Raw genomic sequence first — 16,037 nt, forward strand, 5'->3', positions numbered from 1 at the left:
CTCGTTTTACAAAGCTAATAAAAAGAAGAATCACAGTAAAATAACATATTTATTTTACCATGATCTTCTAATATTATGAATGGTTAAGATTATCCGTATTATGTCTTTCCTGACTATATTACTTATAGATAGCCTGATCATAGGAAGAAGACGCTTCAAGATGAAAGTAGAAGAGAGCCTAATTAGTTATAAAGAAAACCACTAAAAAATCTCTTTATAATTATTTGATTTTTGGTGCTATAATTATTTCAGCACTCATTTTGTCACTATTAGAATCCCAAATGATTTCATTATTAACCCATACTTTTGATAGCAATATACTCTCTGTTGAAACATTAAATTCAGATATTAATTCTAATCGAATGTTATCCCCAAATTGAATCAGAGTTTTACTGAGTGTTGTATTTCGTTGCGGGAGAACAAGGAATAACCTTAAATCATTTTCAGAGAATACAAATCCTTTAGAAGCCTGAAGATTGGGATTGTTGAATAGTACCAAGCTCCCTTTTGAATCATAGTAAAATATTTTTATGTCATCTTTAGTATAATTACCAGGAGTTTTTTGATAGAGCAAATTATTACCCTTAGAATCTTTTACCACTAAATCAATATGGTTAAACTTAGCAGAATAATTATTTTGAAGATTATTGTCGTCATTATCTCCACAAGAATTCAAAATAAAAAGGCTCATAATTGCTAGAAAAAAAGTAATTATTGTTTTCATGACAAATCTATAAATTTCTTGGTTTTAATATGTATTTAGTTACTAAAACTTTAGAGATTTGAGCGTCGGGATATTCAGTTTTATAATTAAGTGTTAAGTCTTGCTCTAGTTTTACAAGATAATAGTTTAACGGATAAACATTGAATATTTCTGTAATTTCACTATGCTTCAATGTCAGAACAGATTTTACATCATCATATTCATAGGTTCCAGTTAAAACAGTAACATTCTTATTAACATCTAATCGGGTTATACTAAAATTATTGTCATTATCATTGAATTGATATGGCGTCCCTATATTGTTTTTCAGGCTATTTGTCAATTCATTTCTAATGGAGCTTGCAATTGCATGATTTTCGGCTAAAACTTCAACATTGTAAATATATTCTCCAGTGTTACTGCTCCATTCAGTATAAGTTCCCTGTATAGAACCTACAATGACAAAAAAAGAAGTTTCTTTATGATTATTATCTGATATATAAACATTTGTACTCCCACGTTTATAAGAAGTTATATGAATTTTATTATTTATAAATTCAGCCCTTGCAATACTTGCATCTTCGACTTTAATGGTTGGGTTTGTTAAAATCGTTTTGACTTCATTGTCGGTCTCTTCTCCCTCCCATAGATAAACTTTTTTCTCTGTTATTTCGATACCTTTTTTCGACTCGTTTGAATCATCAGAATCTCCACAACTGCAAAAAAATGCAAGAAATAGTAGTGGTAATAGTGTTTTTGTTTTCATTAGTTATATTATTTAGTGTCCATGATAAAGATCATTGATAAATGTAATATATTTTTCAAATTATTGATGTTGCCACTAGCTCAAAAAGGGCTTGCCTATTGACAGTCCCTTTCTTTTTAAGTATAAGTAAATTATGCAATTTTATTGTTCATTATCTTTTTCTTATATCCGGTATAATATTCAATGCTGAATCAGGATAATTTCCATTTTCGGTTTCAAATGTAAAGCTACCATTAGAATTAGATAAATAATAGCCTGTCGCAGATGAATATTGCCAACCAAAATTACAATGAAGATACGTATTATAATTATATACGGAGCTTACTGTTTTCTTAGCTAATACATAACCATCGACAACAAAGGCATGGCTATTTCCTCCAGCGAATACAGGCCTTATATTTGTAAGTGAATTTTTAACAATATCTAGATTCCATTTTTGATAATTTCCACAATATGTAACACCGCTTCGTGAGTTGAAATAGTTATAAACATTGGTAGATGTAGTTGCTACTTGCTGAACACACGAAACATTTTCCGGTGGCCAAGAATCTGATTGTCCTGTACCCCATATTGGATATGAGTTGCTTTTATCATAAATATCTTTGAATAATGCCCCAACCATATCTCTCTTGCGTAACGGATCTGGTGCTGTAAAATAATCGCCACCCATAATTTGAGGATTTTGTTTCAGGTAAGCCCAATCCATTTTTAGACTATTGCATGTCATTGAAGGTTCAATTGCAGCCATTATCTGTGCCATTGCAACTACTGCGCAGCCAGCAGGATAATTACCGTATTCACACATTCCAAAGAAAATATCTACCCATGCTTTCGGATACAATGAATTATATGGTGATCCCTGATGCCACAATGTTTCGCATAATGGACCAATATTCATATAGGTAGGTGTATTCGGAGATTCTTCTGGTCTTGACTTTGTATTTTTAGAAGAAGCTAAAATATACTGGTCTATCATATTCTGAGAAAGGTTATCGGCAGTAACATTAAATGCTTCACTTATCTTTTCTAAGGTTGCAGTTCTTAAAGTTTTACCTGCAATATCATAACTTTCCAGTTCTGATAACAATGTTCTTTTTGCCATTTCCATCATCGCATAAGAACCAATAGGATGTATTTTTATAGTATCTATATATACAGGAATATAGGCTATTACTTCCGGATAACGGCTATCGCCTGAAACCAAAGCCAAACCTTCCTCAGAATTGCTTTTAAATTTCACTTCGTATATAGGTGCTTGAACAGCATCTTCTGAAATTGATTTAGTTGTTTTGGTCACAGAATTGCCCTCTGATTTCTTGTTAATATAATACTTATTTTTGATTTCAAATGATATACTTGTAGACTTTGTCCCTTTTTGATTTTTTAATGCAGAACCTTGAAAATCTTTTACAATATTCAAGATTTCATTTCCCGACAGTTCTTTATAGTTTATAACAAGGCTTTTTAGCTCATCATTGCTTAAAGATGATACAGATTCTAAATCCAACTTATTTTCATAAGCTACATTTTCATCATCATTGCTACAAGCATTGAATATCAAACTAATTATGATGATTAAAAAAAGATTATTTTTAATAGTTTTTTTCATACGTAGTATAACTTAATATTTAATAAATTTACTCGGCTAGTTCAGAGTATTTTAATACGGTGGGTATAAGTTTACATAAATTTGTCTTTGTACATTATACATGCCTCCAAAATCAGTTTCATTATACCATCCATTAGAATCGCCGTTCCAACCCCAATTCATATAAAGCATATCTTCGTATTCATACCAAGAATCAACTACAATACCCAAAACCGTCCTTTTTACATGGTAAGTTATTTCTTTATAACCATCACAATACCAAATGTGTCCGCCACCATATATGCTTGCATATCCTCCAATCAGTACCGGATATCCTCTAACTAAATTAGTATGTACTGTCCTAAAGTCATAATTTATCATTCTTACATCTTCATATCCCAGTCGTTTGATACCTGTAACAATATCATTTGGCATAGCTCCACTGGCATTCGTGCCCCAAGTATAATCAGGTATTTGATCGGCAATGTCTCTAAACATTCTTGCAATGTGATTATCACCTGTTGAAGTTAATTTATAAGGCATGTACCAATATGGCCAGTTTGAATTATACGGATAACTATAATTAAAGCACAACATACCCACAGCTACAGCAGGACAACCGGCTAAAGCACCTGAAACTTTGGCATGATAGTTATATGGAGATTGTTGACCCCATTGAACAACTGTACCTGTTGACGGATTTACCCACGGCAAATTATAAGAACCCTTATGGCTTTTAGTATTTTTACCATCCGTATTTTTATCAACAATAAATTGAATTTCTACAATTGTATCTTGTTCGTTAGTAATATAGTTCCATAGACCATATTTTTGATTTTCTATATTTACCTTACTTATTAATGATTTTTCTATCTCCAAACTTTTTTCTTGCAACCAACTGTTCATTGCAGGATTGTTTCGTATTGATGACATATCAAATCGTCCGGAATCGTTTAGGGCTAATATAGTTTTATCTTCCTTATCGGCAGACAGGAGCAAATAGCCACCATTATCATTATAATTGATGGAATACATTACAACCGTTCCAGACTCTGAAGTGATAGGAAGAATATCATAATCATTATTAGCTAAAAAACTTTTCTTTTTCAGGCTGATATCAGAATTAGCCCTAGAGGTCATAAATTTATCGACAAATGCTTTGGCTTCATCAAGAGATACTTGTTTCTCAACATTAATTTTGTTCTCTTGATTTGATGATATTCCATCCACCAAATCATTACTACAAGATGTGATGAATGCAAATAATGCTATATATAGAAAATATGTATATTTCTTCATAATAGACAATTTTTAATTGATAAGAATTAGGGTAAGAGAACAAGAGAGGGTTATTAACAAAACTCTCTCTTGTTCTCCCAATAGATCATTATAAGTTTTTCTTTCCAATATGAGTTAAGACAGATAGATCAGTGTCCTTAAAGTCACCACCTTCACCTTGAGTCTCAAATGTTATGGAGCCATTCACTCTATCTTTTACTAAATAATAACCAGTACCTGAGCCTTGCCAGCCAAAGTTAGCATGGAAATAAACATCATATTGCTTAATCAATTGTCTTGTGACTCCAATTGGCATACAAATAAATTCATCCAATACAAAGGCATGACCCTTTCCTCCTACAAATACCGGAAATGAATAGAATAATGATTGACGGATTAATTCTGGATCCCATTGAACCATTTTCTTGCCATTATTTAAAACGGTTACTCCACTTGCTGAATTAAAATAATTTTCAACATTCGAGGATGTTGTACCGTTCTGTACAATACAATCCACCTCTACTGGAGGCCAACCATATTGACCTTTTCCCCATTGCGGCTCGCTTTTAGACTTAACGTATATATCTTTGTAAAGCAAACTAACCATGTCTATCTTTCTCGTCTCATCATATCTCCAAATTTCTTTACTTGCTTTCAGATAAGCCCAATCCATTTGCATGCCATAACACTTCATCGTACTAGGAGCTAATGCTGCAACGATTTGAGCCATAGCAACTACAGCACATCCTGCAGGAGGGTAAGTGTAATCAACCATTCCAAATAAGATATCGACATAATCTTTATCGTATTTGTAATTAAAAGGTTCTGATTGATGCCATAATGTACCACAAGGCAATCCTCTAGAAATCGCAGCTTTTCTTATATCTATATCTGATGGTGCAGATTTTGTAGAATTCTCATCCTTTAAATATTTATCCAATGAAGTATTTGTTCCGTATAGTCTAACATACTTTTCAATAGTATTATTATCCACTTGGGACGCATTGATTCCTAGTCCTTTAGCTATTTTTTCTAAAGTTGCATATTTTTTGCTTTGTTGTGCAACAATATTTTCTAACTGAATCTTGTAGGTTTCTTTTGACAAACCTAACATTTGATCTGCTCCAATATTTCTACTTTTTACTTTAACTTCACTTTTTAAATGTGAATCTTCAGCTGCTTCTGAAATCGGTATATAGGATATGATTTGAGGAAATCTATCATCACCTGAAACTAATGCTAAACCTTTAGTTCCATCAGCATTAGATATTTCAACTTCATATACAGGTGCAGAGATATTACTCGACGAAGTACTCTTTGTAGAGCTCTTTTCACCTAGATAGTATTTGTCTTTAATAGTAAGGCTTTTTGATTTTAAAGATTTTGTTTGAATTTCATTAGTGTAAGAGATAGAGTTTTCCAATAATTGATTTTGAAAACTAGTAACAATATCAATTATCTCTGATTCTGATAGTTCTTGCCCTTGTCCAGAGTTCAGACTATTTAACTCATCGCCAGTCAATGCCATTGGATTATCTACCGAAGCCGATTTATCCTCAATTACATCATCATTGCTACAAGACAAAACAAGCCCGGCAATCATGAAAAACACAAGTAAATTTTTAATTTTCTTCATTTTAGATACTTTATGGTTAATAAAATAATAGTATTGAAACTATTCAATAAAAAAATCACCTATGTAATAATCATCTTCAGAAAGAAATATAATCAACGTGTAGACCTCAGATTCAAGATCGCCTAAGTTAATTTCTAATTCTTCAAGAGAGGGCAGTTTGTGTTGTATTTTATAGAGAATATTATTTTTATCACGGATTTCAATTGTTGTTATAAATGGTACATTAGTATAAATTTTCAACTTATCTAAATCTTGAAATACTATTACTTGCTCTTTACCTGTTCTTGCACGTAAAGATGCAGACTCATATTTCATTTGTATCTTTTTACTCTTTTTGAATGATGTAAGATAACTATGCATTTCATTCTTAAGAAATGAAATGTCAGATGGAAACAGATTTAAAGGCAGTAATAAAACTATAAGAACAAATAATAATAAACACTTTTTCATAACTTATCTCTGGGTTTAACATTTATATGCAAATGTAGAGTAAGGTGTTTAATATTATTAATGATATAAATAGGCGTGTAACTTTTTTACAACAGAATAAAAATGTAAACTGCTGAAAATTAAATGTGTAAATAAATGGTTAGAGACAAGGTCTGCGTGTTTTTTCAACCTCAATATTAGTATTCTACACTCTTTTTTAAGAATTCATTTATATTTCCATAGTCATCAACACCTATTTTTTTGCGTATTGATGACCGTCTTGCAGTAATTGATCGATTGCTTAACCCACAAATAATAGAGATTTCGGTATTACTAAAATCATTATATATAAGACAACAGATTTTAAATTCCTCATCATCAAGTTCTGGAAAAGTTTTATAAAGCGAGTCTAGAAATCCATTATGTAGTTTGTTCATTGCGTCATAAAGAATATTCCAATCTAGTTTTTCTTTACCATAGATTATTTCATTAAACTTTTTCAAGATTTTGGCTCCATCCTCTCGATCTCTCTGCCTAATATAGCCCTCCAATAATGCAGCTTTCTTTAATATATTGAAATGCCTGAATAGAACAGATTTAAATGTTTCTTCCTGTTGTTTGAATGATTCATTTTTCTGCTTGAAGGATTCAACTCTTTGCTTGTAACTTTCGACCATATCAGTGAATGCTATTATTTTTTGGTCTGCTTCTTCTAAAGCTTTTTTATTAAGGGATAACTTAATGTAATAGGAAATCCCCATAATAATAGACAATATGAATAAAGCTAAGAATATAATAATCACTCTCTGATTTTTTATTAAAAGATTGTTATGTTTATTTTTAATTAGTTCATAGTTATATTTTTTTTCAATATCTAAAATAGCTTTGTTTTCATTCATCAAATATTCTTCCTCCATAAAGCTTAAATATTCTTCATTTAAAGACAAAGCTTGTTTATAGTCACCTTTTGATTTTAATATTTTCGATTCTAATTCATTCAAATACTTTTTTGTATGATAATCGGTTTCGGATTGGGGTAAAATGCGAGCCATATTTATAAAATATTGAGTCGAATCAATATTGTTTTCAGATAGATATGTCTTGGCAATGTTATAATAGATTTTCGCAGTTATAACATTATCTTCTGTATAGTTTAAAGCATCTTTAAAAAATTCAATAGCCTTATCAGGCTTTCCATTCTCACGATACAACAAACCTAGATTTTGCCGGAATCCTTCTTTTAACTTTAAATCATTTGATGCATCTGCTATTTCCAAACCTTTTTGTAAATAAAAAGAAGCTGAATCATTCTGTGACTCTTTCATAAGGAAACAGAGTCCTAATTGGTTATATGTAATAGCTTCATTTGTGTAATGATTGGATTTACTAAAATGAAACGCTGCTGTTTTAAATCTTTTAATTGCTTCATCAAGCAATAATTCCTGATAAAATAATTCTGCAATACTTGATTGAATCAAGCCCCTTAAACAGTCTTGTCTATCAACCCCAGAGATATATCTTTCAGCTTCGAGGAATTCCAGCATTGCTTTTTTATTATCTCCTTGTTCTAATAATACAAGCCCTGAGTATAAGAAAGATTGGGCAATATTTTCTTTGTCATTTTTGGAAATATAATATTGTTTTACTTTGAAAATAATTGTATCTGATGAAATATCTTCATAACATTTATCTTTGGCTTTAATCTTTAATAAATGATATTTTGCATGTTGGCTATCAGAAAATTTCTCTTCAAATTGTATTGAATTTAAGAATATAAGCGCACTGTCTGGATAGGTTTCAATCAACTGCTCGGATAATTCTAGGAGTTTTGAATCAGGAGTTAATTCAATATTACATGATATCAATAAAATAGCCAGAATTGGGATGAATCTAAGAGGTTTCATAATGGTCTTTTTTTATTACTATCTATAATACAATTGTTAAAATTAGAAAATATATTACATCCTTCAATAATTTTTTGGAAAAAAGAAATGTCAAGATAGTAACCTTATTTCCTAAAATAAGATTTATTCCAATTAAAATTTTCAGACAAAGGGATGCCGTTTATCCAATCTTTTATTTAGTCTTATTTTATTTAACAATTTGTCTAATATCAAATATTATTAATTGTTTCTATTTGTCAGATTTACAATTACTTTTACCATAACATCCTTCTCTTCTGTCTTACTCTCTGCAATCATCAAAGTAAGAGCTACCAAGGTGTTATTTTCTATCAATTTTGAGCCATCTGATTTATATAAGATTCCATTGTTTTCTAAAAACCACAAGAAGAGAAAAGCTGCAATTCTTTTGTTACCATCACTAAAAGAATGGTTTTTAACAACCAAATATAATAACATTGCAGCCTTTTCCTCAACACTTGGGTATAAATCTTCTCCTCCAAAAGTCTGATAAATTGTATTAATAGAGCTTTTGAATGATTGGTCTTTTTCGTTTCCAAAGAGTCCACTACTGCCAAATTTGTGTCGAAGCGTATCGATTGCTTCCATTGCGTTGTTATAGTTGGCTTGGAATTGCTCTTTTTCGGTAGTATTATTTATTTCAAGGGATTGGTAATCATATTTGTCTAAAGTATCAAGGGCATAGGTATAGTCACTTATGACTTGTAGTATATCATTAGCTTGTTCTTTTGTAGTTTCGCTTCTGGTCGCTATTCCGGTTAATACCTTTATCGAGTTCAATGCTTCTTGCAACTGTTTAACCTTAGCTTGTTGATTGACAACAAAGCCTTTTACAAGATATTCTTTTAAGATTTTATTTGCCCAGATACGGAACTGAATACCTCGATTTGATTTTACTCTATATCCTACAGAAATAATCATATCCAGATTATAGTGTTCGACTTGTCTTTCAACACGCCTTTTACCTTCTATTCCAACTGTCGCAAATTTTGCGACAGTTGGAATTTCCTTCAATTCCTCTTGTAGAGCATTATTGATATGCTTACCAATAGTTTTAATATCCCTATCAAATAATTCAGCTATCTGTTGACGGTTAATCCATACAGTTTCACCATCTAACTTGACGTCTATGTGAGTGTTTCCATCAGGACTTTGATATAATATAATTTTACTCTCACTTTTTACTGATGCCATTTCGGTAGTTTATTATAATGTTCCGATTTATACCTATTTGTTATTAACCCCTCTATGTCAGTTGGGAAATCATTAAACTTATCATCGTGGGTTACCCACCAATAGACTTTTATCATTCCAATTTCAAATTCTTTCATCATAAGAGGAAATTGCTTTTTTCTTTTGATTCTCTTATTATTATTCTTTATATCAAATCCAAATTGATTTGGATGATAGCCGTTTATTAATCTATCATACATTCCTCCTTTTCTGATTTTTATTGTCCCATCAGCATTTCTTTGTCCACTTGCTCCAATATAAAGCAAATTTTCACAATCATTAAGAACCTCATATATGAGATAAATTCCGCATTTATCTTTGGGCGCATTACACTTTTGTTCGAAAGATTCTCCTAGTTGAAAAGTAAAAAAATCGCTCTGTATATATTTATTAAGAATATAACCAAACATATCTTAAAATTTTATTTCTGGCAATGAATTTACAGCTTTTTCTTTTAACGAATCTACAGCACGGGTATATTTCTCAGTGTGTTTCAATCCACTATGTCCCAAAAGTGAGGCTACAGTTTTTATATCGGTTTGACACTCTCCTAAAAGATTAACGGCGAAAGAATGTCTGGCGCAATGCCAAGTAATGTGCTTATCAATCCTTGCACGAGCAACCCATGTTCTAAGAGCTTTTAAGCATCCCGTATGACTTGGTAATTTGAATATATAATCATCTTTAGATGGCTTTTCTCCAATCAGTGATAATAATGTTTGACTCAATGGCAAGATTACAATAGAATGCTTAGAATGGCCTTTAGTTTTAGCTTGTTCAAACTTTATTCGTTTACCTGAATAATCTACATTACTGTATTTTAAATCGACTACATCGCAATATCTTAACCCTGCATATAAGCAGAAAAGGAATGCTCTTTTTATATCGCCATTTTGATAGGGAGTTTTAGCAAGCTGCTGTATTTCTTCCAATGTTAGCACATCTTTAGTTAATGCACTATCATCTACAACACAAACAACCCCATTACATGGGTTTTTAAGGAATATGTCTTTTTCTGCTGCATATTTTACGACTTTTTTAAACCGTTGAAAATATCCTCTCGCTCCTTCTCCCACAGATCGGCTTTGTAAATATTCGACAAACTTAATCATCATATCTTTATCTATCTGATCGGGGCGAACATTAGCTTTTAATGCAGGGTAGTATTCAGATAAGAAATCTTTGAATCGTTGAAGGCTTCCTTCCATCATGCGAATGTCTTTCTTTGTATAGGTATCTACATAAGACTGATAATAGTCAATGAAGTTTATTTTTTGTTTCACCGGAGATACTTTACCATGCTTTTGGTTAACTAATTCTCTTTCTTTGTCTGTACGAATCTCATTAGCCAAAGCCAGAGTTTCTTTGTTTTTCTGGCGTTCTTCCGGTGTTCTCGGATTAGCTAAAAGATATAACCCTAAATATTCCTTACTTCTAATATGCTTAATCTTTTCTTTGCCTGTAGTTTCATCAATCACTTTATTATATCCCATGTAGTATTCAAGGTATAGACTTTGCCTGCCATCCGCCAATGCTTTCTGCTGTAATTTGGGATTTTCTTTGGTTTTTGTTTGAATTTTAGCCATTTCAGTTAGATATTGAGGTTATATTATCTTTCTTAACTCTTATTGGCAAAGGTAAAATAATATTTCAATTGGGGTGTAAAAAAGGTGTAAAAAATAACAGAAAACGCTCAAATTAAGAGAAAATTCTACTTCTTTATTATTATATAAATATCTTATAATTATGTGTTTACATTCTTTTGATTGGATGATGTTTAATAGGTTGTGTATCGGCTCTGGGTACTCAGGCGGAGAAAGTTGAAAAACTATCTCCGCTTTTTTATTTTTTGTCTCGCAATTTTTTTTTTATAAGATATTAATCAAGTACAAAATTTTTGGTTTGTGTTTTATAGGGCAATATATAATATAGGTTCTTATATTATCCGATAACTATTTTCTCATTCATGTTAGTTATCAACGTCCCTCCATAATTGAATGTTATTTTAGCTTCATCTTTATTTACCCAATCTTTAATAACCCCTTTATTGACAGATAAGTCTGAAAATTGTTTTGGGACTTTTATTTTTGAATTATCAACAATAACAAACAGCATGTAAACTCCCCAACCAAAACTTCTTATACCACATTGTAGCGCATTTATAGGTATCGATTTAGTAAGATTATCAACTATTTCTCTTTTTGTAAAGGCTCCTATTTGGGGTTCGTATGGATTCCAATAATGGTTCCACATCTCTCGTTTTTCGGAGATAGGAAGTACATCCCATTCTAAAAAAGTAATATCACTATTTAACAACCTCATCGTTTTTATATTTGAAGGTATTACAAATGTAATATATTCTTTTTTGTACAGTTTCGGAATCCATTCTCTCAATTCATAAATTAAGTCTAAATCTTCAAGAAATTGGTTCGAGAATAGAACGGTTAAGGGTACAAAAGAAAGCCTGATAGAGAAATCTGTCAGGCTTTACTATTTTAATGCAAATAGTTATTGATAATATTTTTATATAAAAGAAAGAAGCGCACGCTGGTGCGCTTCAATTATACCAGTGTATTAAGCTTTTATTGTTAATATATTTTATTTCATTTCAAAATTATTGAAAGTATCTACAATAAACTCACCATTAGTTTTATCTAACCATAAATTTACATTTTCAATAAATGATTCAAGAACATTAATATATACCTCTAAATGTTTATCATCTGAAATTTGAAAATTAACTAATGCATTTTGCAACCTGTTTTTTTGAATTATATCACCAAAATCAACAACCCTATATTTGTCATCTTCTATGCATTCTCCTAAAATCAACCTGTTTGGCAAATCTTTATTATTACTTCCAATTATTTTAAGTTTTCTATTTACAATAACATTTGAAATGATAAACATACTTGGATATGTACGCTCTTGCATAATTTTATTATACCACGCCAACCAATCAAGTAACTTTAGTATTATAACAATTATTTCACGTTTATAATGCGGCGATGATATAGTGTTCTCATATATTTTTCGTAATGATTTATAATTCTCTTCAAAAGTTTTAAATATATGAAATCCTAGAATTGGTTTATTTTTTAAAATATTAAATAACTCATTCCTTTTCAAATTTAAAAGTTTGCCTGTATGGATAAGTAAATTTGGTTTATCCTGAATGCCAAATAGAACTTTTGATAGATGATTTATTATCGTTAAGATTTCGGTATCTACATTTTTCTTTAAAAAATCTTCCATTTCGTCAAAAAGAAGACCTCTATCTTGTAGACTTGTTATTGTTTTTATTATAGCATTAGCTATACCATTTTTTGCTTCTGATTTTGTTTTATTATTAAGAGTATAAGCGATAGGTCTTCTATGTTTTAAGTCAAATGGTAATTCATCAAAACTTCCATAGTCTAAATTATAAATACATATAATTCTTTCCCAACCTAATGCTTTTGATGCATACCCTAATTCAAAAAGTACATTCGGATTAGGGGTTTTCCTTAATTTTGAGTCTGAGTTTATAATAGAAATATCAGCTATAAAGATTTTCGCGTTTTCAATTTTAGACAGAATGGTATTAACTATTTCAGGGTTTCCAGGTTCATTAAAAGTATCTTTATCTAAAGTTAATTCAAGGTTAAAAGGTATAAATTTGGCAACATCGTTTATTGATTTTTTTATACAATCTTCAATGAATCCACGATTTGTATTATTCGGTAAATCAGATTGCCATGAATAAAATATGGTTCTTTTCATCATTTTATATGTATACCCCAAATCTATAAAACTTATATTCAAATATAAACTTATAAGGATAATTATATAGTATCTACGGCTTCGCTACCACCCCCTTAACTCATAAATCAATCCTAAATCTTCAATAAATTGAATCTCTGTGTTTTTCATTTTTGTGAGCCTATCAGAACTTCACCCCTTCCTCTCCTTCAACACCTCATGCAATAAAGAAATAGCCTCTTCTTTATCCTTCAACATTCTTTCGTATAAAGCTATTTTCTCATCATAAAGCTCTACAATCTTTTCTATAGGATTAAAAGTATAATGGTTAACAGCAGAACTGTCATGAAAGGTGCTTGATATAATATTTATTGCTGTTCCTTGTTCTAATTCGGTAATAGCTTCAATAGGAATATCTAAAACCTTAGCAATCTTTTCTAAAATATCCTGTTCGAGCTTATCCTTTTTCTCATAGCTCGAAAGAGTAGCTTGTGATACTCCTATTTGCTCTGCCAGAACATCTTGATTGATATTTCGCCATTCTCTCCAACGGCGGACGTTTGGACCATGATTGCTCTTCTTTATGCTTGTTTCTTCCATGTCTTTCTATTTGTGAATTTGTTTATATGCAAAAATAAGCATTTAGAGCAAATAATAATTTATTTGTGAGGATAATATTTTAACAGTTAGGATATTAATATATTATTTGTGTTTCTGATATCTTATTGTCTCAATTGATAGGATATAAGAGGCTGTGCCATTTACTTTGCAATTGTGAATTATACAAACTCAAATATAGCAACCCTTACAAAAGCGCAGTAAGCCTAATGCAAACATTTATGGAAAAATTAGAAAGAGGGGATATAAATCTGGAACCGATATATACATTCTTTAAAGAAGATATTTCACCTAAAGACTTTGCTAAACTATTGGATGAATTTTTATATAACTATGTCATTCTATTCATACAGTCTCAATCTGATGCTATAATTAGCACGCATAAAGATACTCTTGAATTTATCCACTATCTAAAAACCTTACGGGATATTGCTCCTTTGTGTGATAAAAGGCAATAAAGTGATCAAATTCCAAAATACAGGTTTGAGAGTAGAACTGTTAAGGGTGCACAGCAATCCTGATAGAGAAATCTGTCAGGATTTTGTCATTTCATTCTTTAGATAAACCATGTCTGTCAGTTGCTTGCCATTTTCAAATATTTCATGGTTGTAATTGTCTATGAAAAAGTTTTTTACGGTGTGTGAATATACAAAGCCAAATTTTTTGTAAAATGACAATATAGTAGGATCGTCGCCTGTGCCAACCAATAATATGTCACATTTATCTTTATAGTTTTCAATTATATATCTCATCATTAAACTCCCGTATCCTTTCCCCTGTTCTTTTTGGTAAGTTGCAATATTTTTGATTTCGAAAGTTTTCTCGTCTTCTTGGGTAACGGCACAAACGGTTTTTAGATCAGTGTCGTATAACGCAAATAGTTCTCCTCTTTCTAAATATCTGTAGATCATGCTTTCCTGTTCATCGCCCAATAGCAGCAGATTCATAAACCGGTCTTTATCCTCTGTTATTTTTTTTATTTTCATTTTAGCAGCATGTTGATATTAATAACAAGGCAATATTAATAAATAAGGTTTAAAACGTCAAGAAATCGGTTTGAGAAAAGAATGGCTGTCTACTCGCTTACTTCTTCTCCGAACAGTTTTTTCCACTTGGCGACAGTATTGCGACTAAGTTTGTATTTTGTGGCTAGTTCTTTGTTATTTAGCATGTTCTCTTTCTGATCTTGGAGTATTTGCTTTATACTTTTTTGGTCGTAAGCGCGGTGACGTTGTCCCAAAAGTATTTCTTTGCGCCCTTGTTTATTTGAGAATAAAATCATATTAACCCGTATTACGTCTAAAGCAGTCCAATTCCTTTTATTTAAGTAATTGATGCAATTCGCCTCTCTATCGGGATATTTATCACGAATCATGTCGGCATATATCTTATGGTATAAGGGTCTATTCTCTTTGTTTTTCAAATTTTGTTTTTTCTTCCTCTCCATTCGGTTTGTTTGTGTTATTTCCATATTTTCTCATCCAGCGGTTAATTGTTGTTGAAGGAATATTGTATTCTTGCTGTACGTCACGTTTGTTTTTGCGCCCACTTTCTATTAGTTCTAGTAGGTACATAATTACTTCGTGAGTATAGATGTTCTTTTTAAATACTGGTAGAGATGTGTTCTTTTCCCTATTTGTTTTATTGATATCCTGCGGAGCATAAAGAATAAGATGTTGACTATAGATTCGAAAAAAATCATATTCCAGCAATTTACTCCAATGCAATAAGAGTTCACTCTCTAAAGACTTTCGATCAAACATATCTTTAATGTCTTCCTCTGATACTTTCAGGAAATTACATGCCCGGTCAATATCCACATTGCATTCCGACATGCGTTTTTGAATTAACTTTCCGATATGAATATTTCTAAAATTGTTAAGGTTTGGCATATAATCTTCTTTCGACAATAAAATGTTTAATATAAATTTTACCCGTTTATTTATTCCTAACCGGTTTTTATTAAAAAGGGAGATACAGAGATCTCCCTTTCCTACGCATAGCTTTGTTAATCAGGCCTTTTTAGGAAAGCCTGCCTAAGATTGAAAAGTCCCAAAAGCTCTAGAGATTACTATCTTTAATTTAATAACTAGTTAAGCCAATCCCCTTGAGTTATCTTTTAT

The 16,037-nt window shown here is 31.1% G+C and carries 17 protein-coding genes; 1 reads left to right on the forward strand and 16 read right to left on the reverse strand.

Annotation, left to right across the window (positions count from 1 at the left end):
- Nucleotides 1-220: 220 nt before the first annotated feature.
- The 13 genes from E4T88_RS11660 to E4T88_RS11720 all read right to left on the reverse strand — a co-directional run bounded on the left by E4T88_RS11660 (nucleotide 221) and on the right by E4T88_RS11720 (nucleotide 13,896).
- Complete coding sequence (locus tag E4T88_RS11660) at nucleotides 221-724, reverse strand: hypothetical protein (RefSeq protein ID WP_135105628.1); 504 nt, start codon at nucleotides 722-724, stop codon at nucleotides 221-223.
- A 7-nt stretch (nucleotides 725-731) separates the two neighbouring features.
- Entirely contained in the window at nucleotides 732-1,469 is a 738-nt protein-coding gene (locus tag E4T88_RS11665; RefSeq protein WP_135105631.1) for a hypothetical protein, read from the reverse strand.
- 151 nt (nucleotides 1,470-1,620) lie between these two features.
- Nucleotides 1,621-3,078, reverse strand: a complete 1,458-nt coding sequence (locus E4T88_RS11670) for a C10 family peptidase (protein ID WP_135105633.1) — start codon at nucleotides 3,076-3,078, stop codon at nucleotides 1,621-1,623.
- Nucleotides 3,079-3,129: 51 nt separating this feature from the next.
- Nucleotides 3,130-4,356, reverse strand: coding sequence for a C10 family peptidase (locus E4T88_RS11675; RefSeq protein WP_135105635.1), 1,227 nt, complete (start codon nucleotides 4,354-4,356; stop codon nucleotides 3,130-3,132).
- An 88-nt stretch (nucleotides 4,357-4,444) separates the two neighbouring features.
- Entirely contained in the window at nucleotides 4,445-5,971 is a 1,527-nt protein-coding gene (locus E4T88_RS11680; RefSeq protein WP_135105637.1) for a C10 family peptidase, read from the reverse strand.
- A 39-nt stretch (nucleotides 5,972-6,010) separates the two neighbouring features.
- Nucleotides 6,011-6,286, reverse strand: coding sequence for a hypothetical protein (locus tag E4T88_RS11685; protein WP_135105640.1), 276 nt, complete (start codon nucleotides 6,284-6,286; stop codon nucleotides 6,011-6,013).
- 311 nt (nucleotides 6,287-6,597) lie between these two features.
- Entirely contained in the window at nucleotides 6,598-8,304 is a 1,707-nt protein-coding gene (locus E4T88_RS11690; RefSeq protein WP_135105643.1) for a tetratricopeptide repeat protein, read from the reverse strand.
- 219 nt (nucleotides 8,305-8,523) lie between these two features.
- Nucleotides 8,524-9,516 (reverse strand): virulence RhuM family protein/type II toxin-antitoxin system death-on-curing family toxin, encoded by a 993-nt coding sequence (locus E4T88_RS11695; RefSeq protein ID WP_135105646.1) that lies wholly within the window; start codon nucleotides 9,514-9,516, stop codon nucleotides 8,524-8,526.
- Nucleotides 9,504-9,965 (reverse strand): hypothetical protein, encoded by a 462-nt coding sequence (locus tag E4T88_RS11700; RefSeq protein WP_135105648.1) that lies wholly within the window; start codon nucleotides 9,963-9,965, stop codon nucleotides 9,504-9,506. The genes E4T88_RS11695 and E4T88_RS11700 overlap by 13 nt, the downstream gene beginning before the upstream one ends.
- A gap of 3 nt (nucleotides 9,966-9,968) precedes the next feature.
- Nucleotides 9,969-11,141, reverse strand: a complete 1,173-nt coding sequence (locus E4T88_RS11705; protein ID WP_135105651.1) for a tyrosine-type recombinase/integrase — start codon at nucleotides 11,139-11,141, stop codon at nucleotides 9,969-9,971.
- 355 nt (nucleotides 11,142-11,496) lie between these two features.
- A complete protein-coding gene (locus E4T88_RS11710) occupies nucleotides 11,497-11,877 on the reverse strand; it encodes a hypothetical protein (RefSeq protein ID WP_135105654.1) in 381 nt (126 codons plus the stop codon).
- Nucleotides 11,878-12,153: 276 nt separating this feature from the next.
- Entirely contained in the window at nucleotides 12,154-13,320 is a 1,167-nt protein-coding gene (locus E4T88_RS11715; RefSeq protein WP_135105657.1) for a hypothetical protein, read from the reverse strand.
- Nucleotides 13,321-13,488: 168 nt separating this feature from the next.
- A complete protein-coding gene (locus E4T88_RS11720) occupies nucleotides 13,489-13,896 on the reverse strand; it encodes a helix-turn-helix domain-containing protein (RefSeq protein WP_135105660.1) in 408 nt (135 codons plus the stop codon).
- A gap of 239 nt (nucleotides 13,897-14,135) precedes the next feature.
- Here E4T88_RS11720 and E4T88_RS11725 point away from each other — a divergent pair, with 239 nt between their 5' ends.
- Nucleotides 14,136-14,372 (forward strand): hypothetical protein, encoded by a 237-nt coding sequence (locus E4T88_RS11725; protein ID WP_228093889.1) that lies wholly within the window; start codon nucleotides 14,136-14,138, stop codon nucleotides 14,370-14,372.
- Between the two features lie 75 nt (nucleotides 14,373-14,447).
- Here E4T88_RS11725 and E4T88_RS11730 read toward each other — a convergent pair whose 3' ends face one another.
- From E4T88_RS11730 to E4T88_RS11740, 3 genes are all read right to left on the reverse strand, one after another.
- Entirely contained in the window at nucleotides 14,448-14,900 is a 453-nt protein-coding gene (locus E4T88_RS11730; protein WP_135105664.1) for a GNAT family N-acetyltransferase, read from the reverse strand.
- A gap of 89 nt (nucleotides 14,901-14,989) precedes the next feature.
- Nucleotides 14,990-15,337, reverse strand: coding sequence for a helix-turn-helix domain-containing protein (locus E4T88_RS11735; protein WP_167755452.1), 348 nt, complete (start codon nucleotides 15,335-15,337; stop codon nucleotides 14,990-14,992).
- Nucleotides 15,318-15,749, reverse strand: coding sequence for a hypothetical protein (locus tag E4T88_RS11740; RefSeq protein ID WP_221411802.1), 432 nt, complete (start codon nucleotides 15,747-15,749; stop codon nucleotides 15,318-15,320). Before E4T88_RS11740 ends, E4T88_RS11735 begins: the two co-directional genes overlap by 20 nt.
- Between the last annotated feature and the right edge of the window lie 288 nt (nucleotides 15,750-16,037).

Source organism: Dysgonomonas mossii (assembly GCF_004569505.1).
In the GTDB taxonomy this organism is placed as follows: domain Bacteria; phylum Bacteroidota; class Bacteroidia; order Bacteroidales; family Dysgonomonadaceae; genus Dysgonomonas.